Origin of the sequence: Streptomyces sp. NPDC000134 (genome assembly GCF_042899225.1) — a bacterium.
Taxonomy (GTDB): Bacteria; Actinomycetota; Actinomycetes; order Streptomycetales; family Streptomycetaceae; genus Streptomyces.
This window is the reverse complement of record NZ_JBIAZN010000002.1, coordinates 428,490-441,131: the sequence shown is the minus strand read 5'-3', so window position 1 is coordinate 441,131 and position 12,642 is coordinate 428,490. Positions and strand designations below refer to the sequence as shown.

The 12,642-nt window shown below is 73.5% G+C and carries 14 protein-coding genes; 10 read left to right on the top strand and 4 right to left on the bottom strand.

The window, feature by feature from the left end:
- The first annotated feature begins 161 nt into the window (after window positions 1-161).
- Together ACFY32_RS04480 and ACFY32_RS04475 are read left to right on the top strand one after the other, a co-directional pair.
- Window positions 162-770, top strand: a complete 609-nt coding sequence (locus tag ACFY32_RS04480; RefSeq protein ID WP_359194596.1) for an aerial mycelium formation protein — start codon at window positions 162-164, stop codon at window positions 768-770.
- 68 nt (window positions 771-838) lie between these two features.
- The gene (locus ACFY32_RS04475; RefSeq protein ID WP_359194599.1) at window positions 839-2,092 is read left to right on the top strand and encodes a GNAT family N-acetyltransferase; all 1,254 of its coding nucleotides are present in this window, start codon (window positions 839-841) and stop codon (window positions 2,090-2,092) included.
- A gap of 142 nt (window positions 2,093-2,234) precedes the next feature.
- On the opposite strand, the gene ACFY32_RS04470 is transcribed toward ACFY32_RS04475, so the two are convergent.
- Window positions 2,235-2,420 (bottom strand): hypothetical protein, encoded by a 186-nt coding sequence (locus ACFY32_RS04470; RefSeq protein WP_359194602.1) that lies wholly within the window; start codon window positions 2,418-2,420, stop codon window positions 2,235-2,237.
- A 193-nt stretch (window positions 2,421-2,613) separates the two neighbouring features.
- On the opposite strand from ACFY32_RS04470, the gene ACFY32_RS04465 reads away from it, so the two are divergent.
- Complete coding sequence (locus ACFY32_RS04465; protein WP_390673396.1) at window positions 2,614-3,525, top strand: FadR/GntR family transcriptional regulator; 912 nt, start codon at window positions 2,614-2,616, stop codon at window positions 3,523-3,525.
- A 28-nt stretch (window positions 3,526-3,553) separates the two neighbouring features.
- Here ACFY32_RS04465 and ACFY32_RS04460 read toward each other — a convergent pair whose 3' ends face one another.
- Window positions 3,554-3,742, bottom strand: coding sequence for a hypothetical protein (locus ACFY32_RS04460; protein WP_359194608.1), 189 nt, complete (start codon window positions 3,740-3,742; stop codon window positions 3,554-3,556).
- Window positions 3,743-3,906: 164 nt separating this feature from the next.
- On the opposite strand from ACFY32_RS04460, the gene ACFY32_RS04455 reads away from it, so the two are divergent.
- Together ACFY32_RS04455 and ACFY32_RS04450 are read left to right on the top strand one after the other, a co-directional pair.
- Window positions 3,907-4,770: a winged helix-turn-helix domain-containing protein gene (locus ACFY32_RS04455; protein WP_359194986.1), complete on the top strand. Its 864-nt coding sequence runs from the start codon at window positions 3,907-3,909 to the stop codon at window positions 4,768-4,770.
- The gene (locus ACFY32_RS04450) at window positions 4,719-5,498 is read left to right on the top strand and encodes an HAD family hydrolase (RefSeq protein ID WP_390673395.1); all 780 of its coding nucleotides are present in this window, start codon (window positions 4,719-4,721) and stop codon (window positions 5,496-5,498) included. Before ACFY32_RS04455 ends, ACFY32_RS04450 begins: the two co-directional genes overlap by 52 nt.
- A gap of 3 nt (window positions 5,499-5,501) precedes the next feature.
- Here the strand turns inward: ACFY32_RS04450 and ACFY32_RS04445 are convergent, their stop codons facing one another.
- On the bottom strand, window positions 5,502-5,684 hold the full coding sequence (locus ACFY32_RS04445) for a hypothetical protein (RefSeq protein WP_359194614.1): 183 nt from the start codon (window positions 5,682-5,684) through the stop codon (window positions 5,502-5,504).
- A 152-nt stretch (window positions 5,685-5,836) separates the two neighbouring features.
- Here ACFY32_RS04445 and ACFY32_RS04440 point away from each other — a divergent pair, with 152 nt between their 5' ends.
- Window positions 5,837-6,679: a GntR family transcriptional regulator gene (locus ACFY32_RS04440; RefSeq protein WP_390673394.1), complete on the top strand. Its 843-nt coding sequence runs from the start codon at window positions 5,837-5,839 to the stop codon at window positions 6,677-6,679.
- Here ACFY32_RS04440 and ACFY32_RS04435 read toward each other — a convergent pair.
- Entirely contained in the window at window positions 6,583-7,419 is an 837-nt protein-coding gene (locus ACFY32_RS04435; RefSeq protein ID WP_390673393.1) for an HAD family hydrolase, read from the bottom strand. The two genes, ACFY32_RS04440 and ACFY32_RS04435, sit on opposite strands and share 97 nt — an antisense overlap.
- 118 nt (window positions 7,420-7,537) lie before the next feature.
- Between ACFY32_RS04435 and ACFY32_RS04430 the strand changes: the two genes are divergently transcribed.
- The 4 genes from ACFY32_RS04430 (at window position 7,538) to ACFY32_RS04415 (ending at window position 12,639) form a co-directional block, all read left to right on the top strand.
- Window positions 7,538-8,626, top strand: coding sequence for an aminoglycoside phosphotransferase family protein (locus tag ACFY32_RS04430; RefSeq protein WP_359194621.1), 1,089 nt, complete (start codon window positions 7,538-7,540; stop codon window positions 8,624-8,626).
- Between the two features lie 118 nt (window positions 8,627-8,744).
- Window positions 8,745-9,932 carry a phosphotransferase family protein gene (locus ACFY32_RS04425; RefSeq protein ID WP_390673392.1) on the top strand — a complete coding sequence of 396 codons (1,188 nt, stop codon included), beginning with the start codon at window positions 8,745-8,747 and terminating at the stop codon, window positions 9,930-9,932.
- Between the two features lie 9 nt (window positions 9,933-9,941).
- A complete protein-coding gene (locus tag ACFY32_RS04420) occupies window positions 9,942-10,547 on the top strand; it encodes a TetR family transcriptional regulator (RefSeq protein ID WP_359194627.1) in 606 nt (201 codons plus the stop codon).
- Window positions 10,548-10,611: 64 nt separating this feature from the next.
- On the top strand, window positions 10,612-12,639 hold the full coding sequence (locus tag ACFY32_RS04415; RefSeq protein WP_390673391.1) for a HelD family protein: 2,028 nt from the start codon (window positions 10,612-10,614) through the stop codon (window positions 12,637-12,639).
- Window positions 12,640-12,642 lie beyond the last annotated feature (3 nt).

Genomic DNA, 12,642 nt, shown 5'->3' with positions numbered 1-12,642 from the left:
TGATGCCGTGCGCCCCCCGGGCGCCGGCGGGCGGCCCCGTACGGGTTTCTTTTCGGTCCCGAACCCCCCATCTGGGGCCGATCAAGGGCACTCGGTCACATAGCGGCCACCTGTGGTGGCACGATGTGCCCAGACGCCGGTCGAGGGGACGGTAGAGGCACATGAGCACACCGAGTACCGAGCAGCCACCGGGCACTGTTCCGTTGACGTACGGGGAGTCGCTGCGGCCCCCCGTGCAGCGCACGGACAGTCCCGAGCTGCCCGCACCACCACGGGGACACGAACTGACCGCGCTGAGCCTGCCGGAGCTGCGGTCGCTGCGCCGGGACGCGCAGCGCGAGGAGGCGGATCTGAGCTATGTACGGCGGCTGCTGCAGGGGCGCATCGACATCCTGCGGGCCGAGCTGGCGCACCGCGGGCCTGCGGCGGCGGTGCCGGCCGGGGGAGCGTCGCTGGTCGAGCGGCTGTCGGAGATCCTGACGGACGGACCGGCCCGGCACCGGTCCTCCGCCCGGCACGTCACGCTGGGCACTCCGCGCACCGAGGAGTACCGCAGGCTGGCCGCCGAGATGCTCGGCGACGTCGAGCTGTCGGACCTCCGGGCGCGCACCGAGCCGGAGCTGACCACGGCGATGGGGAAGCTGGTGCGCTACGAGCATCAGGTGTCCGGCCGCCGGCAGCGCCTGCAGCGCACGGCGGACGACTGCAGCGCCGAGATCGCCCGCCGCTACCGCGAGGGGGAGGCCCAGGTCGAGGACCTGCTGGGGTGAGCCCCGGGGACGGCCCCGGCGGGCAAAACAGCGCGACGCCGGTGCCGTCGCCGACCTACGGTGAGGCCATGACCAGCCGCGCCGAGATCGACGTACGTCCCATCACCGAGGCCGAGTTCCCCGACTGGAGCCGTGCCGTGAACACCGGGTTCCTGATGGAGCCCGCCGTCGCCGAGGAGCAGATGCGGGCCAGACGGCACCAGTTCGTGCCGGGCCGGCTGCTCGGCGCCTTCGACGCCGGCCGGTGCGTCGCCACGTTCCGTTCCTTCGCGCAGGAGGTGACGGCGGTCGGCGGCGCCCCGGTCCCGGCCGACGCGATATCCAACGTGACGGTGACCCCGACCCACCGGCGCCGGGGACTGCTCACCCGCATGATGGCCCGGGACCTGGCCGCGGCACGGGACCGCGGGGACGTGGTCGCCACGCTGATCGCCGCCGAGTACCCGATCTACGGGCGGTACGGGTTCGGTCCCGCCACCACGATGACCGAGTGGAGCGTGGACGTGCCCCGGGCCGGTCTGGACCCGCGCCGGGCGGTTCCGGCGGACGGCGGCCGGATCGACCTGGTGGACGGCGAGGACGTCCGCAAGCTCGGCCCCGGGCTGCACGACAGGCTGCGCCGCCGGCAGCCGGGCGCGGTCAGCCGGGACGAGGTGTGGTGGCGGGCCCGGACCGGGCTGCTGCGGTTCGATCCGGACTGGACCGAGCCGTTCTTCGCCGTGTACCGCTCGGCGGCCGGCGAGGTGGAGGGCATGGCCGCCTACCGGGCCGACGACCGCTGGGGGGACGCCAAGCAGCCGCTGAACACGGCGACCGTGCAGTGGCTGATCGGCACCACCCCGGCCGCCGAGCGCGCCCTGTGGCTCTACCTGTGCTCGATCGACTGGATCACCCGGGTGCGCAGCGGCTGGCGGGCCCCCGACGACCTCCTCCCGCACTTCCTGCCCGACCCGAGGGCGGCCACGATCGTCACGCAGGCCGACTGGCTGTGGGTGCGGGTCCTGGATGTCGTACGGGCCCTGGAGGCGCGGACGTACGAGGGCGAGGGGACGCTGGTGCTGGAGGTCGTCGACCGGGACGGCCTGGCCGGCGGGCGGTGGAAGCTGGCGGCGTCCCCGGCGGGGGCGTCCTGCACGGCGACCGCCGAGGGCGCGGACCTGGTGCTCGACGTGGGGGAGCTGGCGGCCCTGTGGCTGGGCGACGAGTCGGCGGTGCGGCTCGCGGCGCTGGGGCGCGTCCGGGAAGAACGAGCGGGCGCCGCCCGGATGGCCGACGCCCTGCTGCGTACGTCCAGGCGGCCTTGGTGCCCGGACATGTTCTGAGGCGGGACTCCTTCCTGCCGGGGGCGGGCGGACGCGGTACTGATCCGTAGCGTGCTGTTCTGTTGTGGTTGTGGTGGTGCCCCGCTGGTCCGGGCCCCCGGCTCCCCTCCGGAAGAGGAGCCCGGCCGGCGGGCCGGTCCGGTCAGCCGGACTGGGCGAGCAGCATGACCAGGAGGACCGCGCCGATTCCGCCGATCATGGTGTTCTTCGCCTTGACGCCGATGGACAGCGCGACGAACGCGATGATGCCGAGCGGCCCGTACTTCCACTGGACGAGCTGTTCGAACCCGATGGCGAGTGCGGCGATGACGATGGCGATGAGCGGCATGGCGGTCCCCCTTCGGACGTCCCCCCGCGGGACGTGGTTCCCAACTGTCACCCTGCTGGCCAACCCTCGGAAGGCTTGACCATGTTGCCCAAGTTGGTAGCCAACTTCACTGTACTTATCTCCGCTTGGAAGCGGCTCATAACCACCTTTAGGTGAACTGCCGCAAGATGGCGGGAAGTTGTAGGGTGCGAGCGTGGAGCCGGAACCTGCCGCCGTCAACGGACGGAAGAGGCCGCAGCGGTCACAGCGGACCCACCGCGAGGTGGCCGACGAACTGCGCGCCCGGATCAGGTCCGGCGCGCTGCGGCCCGGCCAGCGGATGCCCACCCAGGCGCAGTTGGCCGACGAGTTCGGCGTCGAGCGGGGCGCGGTCCGCCAGGCCCTGCGCGTCCTGCAGTCCGAGCATCTGCTCACCAATGTCTCCAAGGGCAGCCCGGCGACCGTCGCCCCCGACCCCGGCAGGGCGCTGTCCGGCCCGTCGGCCGCGCCGATGCCCACCACGGTCGCCCTCGCGCCGCGGATCGCCGCCGCCTTCGCCGCCGAGCACGTGCGGATCGACGCGCTCTGCCTGACCTCGGTCTCCCTCAGCCTCGCCCTCGGGGAGCCGCTGCGCGAGATCTACGCGGGCCGGCTGAAACCGGCCAGGATCGACGTCCGGGTCCTGCTGCCCGGCCGGGACATCGCCCTCGCCTTCCCGGTGCCGGTCGGGGGGCGCGGCGACGGCCCGGACGACCCCGTGCACCGGCGCTGGCTCGCCATGCGCAACGCCCAGGGGCAGGTCCTCCAGCACAACCTCCAGGGGCTGCGCGGCTCCCACGGCGTCGACGTGCGCGTCTCCTTCCGCGCGCTGCCGTTCACCCCGCCGGTCAAGCTGTACCTGCTCAACGGGGAGGAGGCGCTGTTCGCGTACTACACGCTGGCCCGCAGCGAGCAGGAGGTCGGCCGGGAGAGTGTGGAGCTGTACGACGCCGAGGGGCTGCAATCGATGCTGTTCGCCTTCGAACGGGGTCCCGACCTGCGGGACACCGGGTTCGTGGAACAGTCCCGGCGGTGGTTCGACGCGCTGTGGGAGACGATCAGCACGGAGCTGACGCTCACGGTCTGACCGCTCCCTTCGGGCCGGGCCCGGCCCGTCACAGGGCGGGACGCGCGACCAGCAGGGCCAGCACCACGGCGCCGGCCGAGCTGACGGACGGGCTCTTCGCCTTGAGGCCGATCGTGAGCAGCAGCAGCCCGACGATGCCGGTGGCGCCGTACTTCCACTGGACCATCTGCTCGAAGCCGACGACGAAGACGGCGGAGACGAGAGCGAGGACGGGCATGTCGTTCCCCCTTCCGAGGTCACACTGCCAACTCGATGAAGTTGGCAGCCAACCTCACCAAGGTTGTCCCCGCTTGGCTACTATCTATAAACAAGTTCCAAGCAACTCCCTCTAGATGGATCACAGTTGTAGCATTTGGCCATGTGACCCAGGAGAACGTGGCAGTGGACGGCAGCAGAAGGCTTTCCCCCCAGGAGATCGCCGACATCCTGCGGGAGCGCATCCGCGTCGGGGACCTCAAGGCCGGCGACCGCCTGCCCACCCAGGCCGAACTGGCCGAGGAGTTCGGCGTGGAGCGGGGCACCGTCCGCCAGGCCCTCAGGGCGCTGCAAGAGGACGGACTGCTCAGCAACGTCAGCAAGGGCAGCCCGCCGCGGATCGCCGTGCCCGCCCCGGCACACGGTGAGCCCCAGCCGACGATGGTGGCCCTGGCCCCCCGGCTGACCGAGGCGTTCTCCGTGCCCCGGGTCCGGGTCGACGTGGTCTGCCACACCTCCGAGACGCTGATGCTGGCGCTCAGCGAGCCGCTCCGGCTGATCCACGAGGGCCGGGTCCGCCCCGAGTCCATCACCTTCCGCGTCCTGATGCCCTCCCGGGACATCAACCTCGCCTTCCCCGTCCTGGTCGAGGGGCATCCGGCCGACCCCGCGGCCGACGACCCCGTCCACGAGCGCTGGCTGCAGATGCGCAACGCCCAGGCGCGGGTCCTCCAGCACAACCTCCAGGCGGTGCGGGCCACCCACCGCATCGACGTGCGCACGTCCTTCCGCGCGCTGCCCTTCACCCCGCCGATGAAGCTGTACCTGCTCAACGGCGAGGAGGCGCTGATCGGCTACTACATGCTGACCCGGCGCGAGGAGGAGTGGGAGGACCAGACCCTCCAGATGTACGACGCCCTCGGCTCCCAGTCCCTGCTGTTCTCCTTCCTCGACCGGCCCGGCCACCGGGACGCGGTGTTCGTGGCGGAATCGCAGAAGTGGTTCGACGCCCTCTGGGAAACCATCACCACGGACCTGACACTCTCCTAGTGACCTCTGACACGACGCGGACCGAACCGGCCACGGACACCGAGCGCCTCGGGCGGCGGACCGCCGGTGTCCGCTACGTCCTGTGGGACTTCGACGGACCGATCTGCCGGCTGTTCGCCGGCCACTCCGCGGCCGGGGTGGCGGACGACCTGGTGGACTGGCTCGCGAGGCGCGGGCTGCGCGGCCTGCTGGCGGAGGCGGAACGGGAGTGCGCCGACCCGCACGCCGTGCTGCGCGCCGTGGACCGCCGGCGCCCCGGCAGCGACCTCGTCGCCGAACTGGAGGAACGGCTCACCCAGCAGGAACTGCGGGCCGCCCGCAGCGCCATGCCGACCGCGTACGCCGACCCCCTCATCCGCACCTGGACCGCCGTCGGCGCCAGGCTGGCCGTCGCCACCAACAACTCCCCGCGGGTCGTCACCGCCTACCTCGACGGCCGGGGCCTGCTCGGGTGCTTCGCGCCGCACGTCTACGGCCGGAGCCGGGAACTCAGCCGCCTCAAGCCCGACCCGCACACCCTGCGCCGGGCCCTCGACGCGCTGGGCGCCGATCCCGCCGCCGCCCTCTTCATCGGCGACTCCCCCTCCGACCACGAGGCCGCGCGGCGGGCGGGCGTCCCCTTCCTCGGGTACGCCCGCAACGGACGCAAGGAGAAACTGCTGCGGGACGCGGGCGCCGACACGGTCGTCGGCTCCCTCGAACCGCTGCTCGGGCTGCTGCGCCGCTGACCGTCAGGCCTGCGCCATCAGCAGCAGGAAGAGGACCGTGCCGACCGACACACAGGCCGGGTCGCGCAGCCTGAGGCCGATGCCGACGAGCGCCAGGCACACGAGGAACAGCGCGCCGAGGCTGGTGTGGATCAGATGGTCGACCAGCGCCGTAAGGACGACGGACAGCAGTTGCGTGAAGATCATGGCTCCCCCAGAGCAGCGCAACCCGGTGAGCGGTCAAGGTGCAGTCCAATTGGACTGGTTGCCGCCTGCTTGCAGGGTGCCCCCGTTGCGAGATCCCTTAACTACAGCGGAAGTTGGCCCGATGAATTGACTGGAAGTGGTACGGTCGCTGTGTGGGCGCGAGGGACGGTGGCGACACCGGGGGCAGGGAGTTCGAGCGCGTCGCGGACGCGCTGCGGGCGCGGATGGTCGACGGCGTCTATCCGGTCGGCTTCCTGGTGCCGGCGCAGCGGCGACTGGCCGAGGACTTCGGGGTCTCCCGCGACACCGTGCAGAAGGTGATCAAGGAGCTGAAGCGCGAGGGCTGGATCGAGACCAAGCAGGGCAGCGGCACCCGGGTGGTGCGCACCCAGCAGATCCACTCGCCGACCGGCAGCGGACGCCCGGTCACCCTCGGCCCCCTCATCAACCAGGCGTTCGAGCGGCCCGACGTGACCCTGGACGTCTTCACCCTGACCTCGGAGTCGCTGGACGCGCACATCCGCGACCAGGCGGACCGCATCCGGGCCGGCGAGATCGCCCCGCGCAGCATCAGGCTGCGGATGCTGCTGCCGTCGCCGGACCATCCGCTGCCGTACTGGCGCCACCCGGACCCCGGCGTGGACCGGGCGCTCAGGCGGCGGCTGCTGGACATCACCGAGCGCCACACCGCGTCCCTGCGCGCGACGCTGAAGAACCTGCCGGCGGCGGACCTGGAGATCCGGCACGTCCCGGTGGGGCCCACCGTCAAGGTCTACGTGCTCAACGGCACGGCCGTGCTGCACGGCTACTACCAGCGGTACGACCGGGTGATCGAGCTGGAGGACGGGCGGGAGGTGCGGACCAAGGACGTGATCGGCATGGGCGCCGGTCTCACCCACTACGTCACCAGCGACGACCCGCACGCGCAGGGCACGGTCTTCGTGGCGCAGACCCGGGCGTGGTTCGACTCCTTCTGGGAGCGGGAGTCCGGCTGACCGCGGCGGGGCTCCAGCGCCTCGACGGCGGCGAGGAAGACCGCGTGCGAGCCGATCACCGCGTCCGCTCCCTCGCGCAGCATCCGCGTGCGCCGGGCCTCGTCCGCGGTGAAGCCGAGGAACGGCGTCCCGGCCGCCCGAGCGGCTCTCAGATCGGTGAGCTGGTCACCCACGAGAAGGCAGCAGCCGGGGGAGCGGTCCAGCGCGGCCAGGGCCCGGTGGACGCTGTCGGGGCACGGTTTCATCCGGCGGGCGTCCCCGGGGTCCCGGCCGCACACCGCCGTGAACGCGTCGAGAATGCCCTGCCGCCGCAGGAAGGCGCGGACCGGCTGCTCGGCGTTGTTGCTCGCCACGGCCAGTCGCAGGCCCCGCAGGCGCAGCGCGCGGACCAGTTCGGTGATGCCCGGGGCGGCGGCGGCACTCCGTACGGCTCTGCGCTCCCGGCCCGCCACGATCGCCTCCGCCTTGCGCAGCGGCCGGGCGGTACGGGGTCTCGGCGTCCGGCGTTCGTACATCTCCCTGAGCGGGCGGAGGATGCCGTGCGAGTCGTCGCAGTTGGCGACCTCCGGATCGAGGGCGCCCCAGTGGCGGCGGGCGATCCGTTTGATCCGGTCCGCGACGCCCGCCGTGGACAGTCCGGCGAACAGGTCGCACACCGGCCCGTCGAAGTCGAACAGCACGGCGTCGACCCGGCCCAGCAGCTCGTCGAGGGCCGCCCGGGTGGCGTCGGTGTCTCGCATGGGTCTCCTGACGGGGAGACGCCCGGACGGTGAGTGCGGAACCCGCGTCCGGACGCGGTGGAGTAACGTGCGTCCCTCATACCTCATCGGCAGCACCGGAATGAGCAGAACGCACGCGATGGCACCCCCAGGGGCCTCGGCCGCCCGGCGGTGGGCCGAGGCGATGAGCGGCGGCATGAGCGTGGTCGAGGGCCCGTTGGAGGGCTACCACCACGAGACGTACGTGCTGTGGCTGCCGGACGGCGGCGGCCGGGTCAAGGTCAGGGCGCCGCGCTCGGAGGTCCTCTGGTTCGACCGGCGCTGCTTCCGGTCGGAGGAGGAACTGCTCCGGTCCGTGCGGCCGTACCTGCCGCAGGTCCCGGAGGTGCTCGACGTCGGCGGCGTGGACGTGCAGCGGTTCATCGAGGGCCGGACCCTCGGCGCCTGCCGCCGCCCCGGCCGGCGGGTGCCCGAGCCGGTGCTGGAGCAGATCACCGCCCTGTTCCGGGCGATGGCCGCGATCGGCCCCGGCATGGTCACCGCCCCGCGCCGCTGCTCGCCCGAGGACGCCCCCCAGGACGGCGACAGCGACGGCTTCCTGCGCCGGCTGATCGTCTTCGTCCAGGACCAGGTGTACGAGCGCAACCGGGCCGAGTTCGCCGGGCTGTTCCGCGATCTGGGGGTGGTGGACGAAGCGCTCGGCCGGCTGGAGAAGAACGTCTCCGGGCTCGCGGACCGCCCGTTCTGCCTGCTGCACGCCGATCTCCACCGGGAGAACCTCGTCGTCGACCCCGGCGGCAGGCTGTGGGCCATCGACTGGGAGCTGGCGATGATCGGCGACCCGCTGTACGACCTGGCCACGCACCTCTATCTCATGGACTACCGGGCCGATCAGCGCGAGCGGGTCGTCCGCGCCTGGTGCGACGCCGTCGAGTCGGTGCGGCCCGGCGCCTCCCGGGAGTGGGAGCGCGATCTGCGGCTGATCACCGGTTTCAAGCGCGCGCAGAGCGTGTTCACGGACGTCGTCCGGGTCTCCCTGTCCCTGCGGACCGCCTCCGGGCCGCGCTGGGCGGCCCTGCCCCGGGCGGCGGGAAGGCTCCAGCGGATCATCTCGCGGGCGGCCGGACCGCTCGGACTGGACGAAGTCCCCGGCACTGTAAAGGTCATGGCAGCGCTGGCCCGTTGGCTGCGTCACCTTCCCGCACAGACGACGCACAGCCGAACATGAAGCGCTAAAGTCTCGCTGAAAGTTCATCTTCGCAGGCGCGTATCCGCGCACCCCCCTAAACTCCCGGCGCTTCCGCCTGCCGAGACGCCCCATCCCGCACGCCGCACAAGGACCCCCCATGGGCGATTCCGCCTCTCACCGTCCTTTCCGCCGTCACTCCACCTCCCCGGGCGACCGTCGCGCCTTCGCCGACCCGTCCGAGACCGCGCACATACCCGTGGGCGGCCACCACAACGAGAACACCGAACTGCCGCCGACCCCGGACATGGCACACCGTCACGGCCTGCCGCACGGCGCCACGGTGCTGCTGCGGCAGCGGCGCACCGACGTCCTGCCCGTGGTGGTCCGCACCTGGTCGGAGTGGCGGGTCCTGCTGGCGGTCGGGGTGCTCCGCCCCCGCGCGCCCCGGCTCCTGGAGGCGCACGCCGACGGCGGCATGGTCCTGGAGTACGTGCGCGGCACCCCGCTGCGCGAGACGTACCCGGACGGCACGCCCGTGGCCGGTGCCGTCGTCCGGCAACTGGCCCGACTGCTGGCCCGGACCTGCCTGGTGGAGCGCACCGCGCTGCCGCCCCTGCCGCTGGAGTACCCGCGCGGCCGCAGCGACAGCCGGGGCTTCCTGCGGGCCCTGGTGACCTCCCACCACCGGCGGATCGTCTGCGCGAACTGGGGTGTCTACGGCGGCCTCTTCGAGGCGCTCGGCGTCCCCCCGCAGGCGCTGGCGGACTGGGGCGAGCGGCTCCCGGAGCTGACCCCGCGGCCGTTCAGCCTGCTCCACGGCGACCTGCACCGCGACAACGTGATCGTCCCGCCCGGCGGCGCCCCGCTGGTGATGATCGACTGGGAACTGGCCACCTACGGCGACCCCTTGCACGACCTCGCGATCCACCTGGTGCGGATGCGCTACCCGGTGGACCAGTGGGAGGAGGTGGTCGGGGCGTGGATCGGCGCGATGCTGCGGATGCGCCGCGAAGCCGTCGCCGGGGTGACCAACGACCTCTGGTACTACCTGGAGTTCGAGCGGGCCCAGTCCCTCTTCCCGGACGTCCTGCGGACCGTACGACGGCTGAACGCGCCGTTCGGGCAGGCGGAGCTGGACCGGGCGGCCGAGGACGTGACCCGCGCCCTGCGGGTGGCGGCCGAGCCGCTGCGACTGCCCCGGGTGCCGGACGAGGCGCGGGTCGGCCGGGTGCTGGAGCAGTGGACCGGCACCGGTGGCGGGCGGGTCCGGGTCAGCCGGGCCCCCGGCCGGGACACCCGGCCGCACCTCCCGCTGCCGCGCCTCGCGGGCGACGGGAGTGCGTAGGCTCGCCCCATGAGCGAGACCGGACTGCGGGAGCGGAAGAAGCGGCGGACCTACCAGGTGCTGTCGGACACCGCGGTCCGGCTCTTCCTGGAGAAGGGCTTCGACGCGGTGTCCGTCGCCGAGGTGGCCGCCGCCGCCGAGGTCTCCAAGCCGACGCTGTTCCGGTACTTCCCCGCCAAGGAGGACCTGGTCCTGCACCGGATCGCCGACCACGAGGACGAGGCCGCCCGGGTGGCCGCCCAGGGCCCGACGCCGCTGGCGGCGCTGCGCCGGCACTTCCTCGCCGGACTGGAGCGCCGCGACCCGGTGACCGGGCTGAACGACCACCCCGAGGTCCTCGCCTTCCACACCCTGCTCTACGGCACCCCCGCCCTGGCCGCCCGGCTGCACGGCTACCAGGAGCGGGCCGAGGCCGCCCTCGCCGACGCCCTCGGCGGCGACCTGGCCGCCCGGCTCGCCGCCGCCCAGATCATCGCCGTACAGCGGGTGCTCGCGCTGGAGAACTGGCGGCGGATCGCGGCCGGCGAGCCGCTGGCGCGGGTGCACGGGGACGCGGTGCCGGCGGCGGAGCGGGCCTTCGAGCAGTTGGCGCGGGGACTGCCGCACCTCGCCTGACCCCTCTCGTCGAGAGGCGGTAATAAATGTAACTCGGTTACGTTATTCGGGTAGGCTCGGGGGAATGACGTCACCCGACCCCGCCCTCCAGCGCGCCCTCGCCGCGGAGCGCGCCCATCACGAGCGCTGCCGCGCCGCCCTCGCCGCCATGGTCGACGGCGCCCAGGACCAGGTCGTCACCGGCGAGGACGTCTCCGCCTCCGGCGCCGACGCGGAGGTCCTCGGCCACAAGCTGCGCAGCCACGCCAAGGAACTGCGCGAACTTCCCCCGGGCCCCCTGTTCTTCGGCCGGCTCGACCTCGCCGGCACCGCCGAGGGGCGGGCCCTGCACATCGGGCGGCTCCGCGTCGCCGAGCACCCGGCCGCCCCGCCCCTGGTCGTCGACTGGCGGGCACCCGTCTCCCGCGCCTTCTACCAGGCCACCGCCCGCGACCCCCAGGGCGTCACGGTCCGCCGCCGCTTCGGCTGGGCCCCCGGCAGCACGGGCGACTCCGCCGACCTCACCGGCCTGGAGGACGAGCACCTCGGCCGGGGCGAGACCCGGGCCGGCGCCATCGTCGCCCGCGAGATCGAACGCCCCCGGGTCGGCCCGATGCGGGACATCGCCGCCACCATCCAGCCCGAGCAGGACGACCTCGTGCGGGCCGGCCCGACCGCCACCGTCTGCGTGCAGGGCGCCCCCGGCACCGGCAAGACCGCCGTCGGCCTGCACCGGGCCGCGTACCTGCTCTACACCCACCCCCAGCGCGTCCGGCGCGGCGGACTGCTCATCCTCGGACCCGACCGGGCCTTCCTGCGCTATATCGCCGAGGTGCTGCCCGCCCTCGGCGAGACCGGCGTACGGCAGTCGACGCTCACCGAGGAGATCGCCCGCCACCCCGTCACCGGCACCGACGACGAGCGGACCGCCGCCGTCAAGCACGACGCCCGCATGGCCGAGGTGCTGCGCCGGGCGCTGTACGCGCGGGTGCCGGCCGAGGGCGGCGACGACCTGGCGGTGCCGGACGGCTCGTACCGCTGGCGGGTGCCGGCCGGGGAACTGGCCCGGATCGTGGCGGGGGTACGGGCGGAGCGGCCGCCGTACGACACCGGGCGGGAGCGGGTCCGGGCCCGGATCGTGCGCTACGTCCGGGACCGGGCCGAACGCCGCGCCGGACCCCGCACCCCGGCCTGGGTGCGCGGGATCGAGCGGTCCCGGGCGGTCACCGCCCGCCTCGACGCGGTGTGGCCGCGGGTACGGCCCGAGGAGGTCGTCGCCGCGCTGCTCACCGACCCGGCCGTGCTGGCCGGGGCCGCCGACGGGCTGCTGGACGCCGGCGAGCGCGAGGCACTGCTGTGGGAGCGGCCGCCGCGCTCGTGGAAGTCGGCGCGCTGGTCCGCCGCCGACCTGGTCCTGCTGGACGAGACCGCCGGACTCCTCGCCCACCCGGAGGGGTACGGCCATGTCGTCGTCGACGAGGCCCAGGACCTCTCCCCGATGGAGTGCCGGGCGATCGCCCGGCGGACCGCCTTCGGTTCGCTCACCGTCCTCGGCGACCTGGCGCAGGGCACCACCCCGTGGGCGGCGCGCTCCTGGCGTACCGTCCTCGGGTACCTGGGCCGCCCGGACGCGGAGGTCACGCCGCTGACCACCGGGTACCGGGTGCCGCAAGCGGTCCTCGCCCTCGCCGGCAGGCTGCTGGACCGGCTCGACGTAGACGTCCCGGCGGCCCGCTCGCTGCGCACCGGCGGGGAACTGACGATCCGTCAGGTACGGCCGGATGAGGTACCGGCCGCCGTCGTGGCCGCCGTCCGGGCCGCGCTCGCGCGGGAGGGCTCGGTCGGGGTGATCGCCGCCGACGCCGACCTGCCCCGGGTGCGCGAGGCCCTCGCCGCCGCCGGGATCGCGGCGGCCGGCCCCGAGGAACCGGCCGCCCGGATCTCCGCCGTGCCGGCGAGTGCCGTCAAGGGACTGGAGTACGACCACGTCGTCGCCGTCGAACCGGCCGCGATCGCCGGGGCGGAGACCCGGGGCCCGCACCGGCTCTACGTGGTGCTGACCCGCGCGGTGTCCCGGCTGGACGTGATCCACGCCCGGCCCCTGCCGTTCTAGACG

Excerpts from the sequence above, each read along its gene's own strand:
- ACFY32_RS04480 (WP_359194596.1), top strand. The coding sequence starts at position 162 with ATGAGCACACCGAGTACCGAGCAGCCACCGGGCACTGTTCCGTTGACG.
- ACFY32_RS04475 (WP_359194599.1), top strand. The coding sequence starts at position 839 with ATGACCAGCCGCGCCGAGATCGACGTACGTCCCATCACCGAGGCCGAG.
- ACFY32_RS04470 (WP_359194602.1), bottom strand. The coding sequence starts at position 2,420 with ATGCCGCTCATCGCCATCGTCATCGCCGCACTCGCCATCGGGTTCGAA.
- ACFY32_RS04425 (WP_390673392.1), top strand. The coding sequence starts at position 8,745 with ATGGGCGATTCCGCCTCTCACCGTCCTTTCCGCCGTCACTCCACCTCC.
- ACFY32_RS04420 (WP_359194627.1), top strand. The coding sequence starts at position 9,942 with ATGAGCGAGACCGGACTGCGGGAGCGGAAGAAGCGGCGGACCTACCAG.
- ACFY32_RS04435 (WP_390673393.1), bottom strand. The coding sequence starts at position 7,419 with ATGCGAGACACCGACGCCACCCGGGCGGCCCTCGACGAGCTGCTGGGC.
- ACFY32_RS04460 (WP_359194608.1), bottom strand. The coding sequence starts at position 3,742 with ATGCCCGTCCTCGCTCTCGTCTCCGCCGTCTTCGTCGTCGGCTTCGAG.
- ACFY32_RS04445 (WP_359194614.1), bottom strand. The coding sequence starts at position 5,684 with ATGATCTTCACGCAACTGCTGTCCGTCGTCCTTACGGCGCTGGTCGAC.
- ACFY32_RS04430 (WP_359194621.1), top strand. The coding sequence starts at position 7,538 with ATGGCACCCCCAGGGGCCTCGGCCGCCCGGCGGTGGGCCGAGGCGATG.
- ACFY32_RS04415 (WP_390673391.1), top strand. The coding sequence starts at position 10,612 with ATGACGTCACCCGACCCCGCCCTCCAGCGCGCCCTCGCCGCGGAGCGC.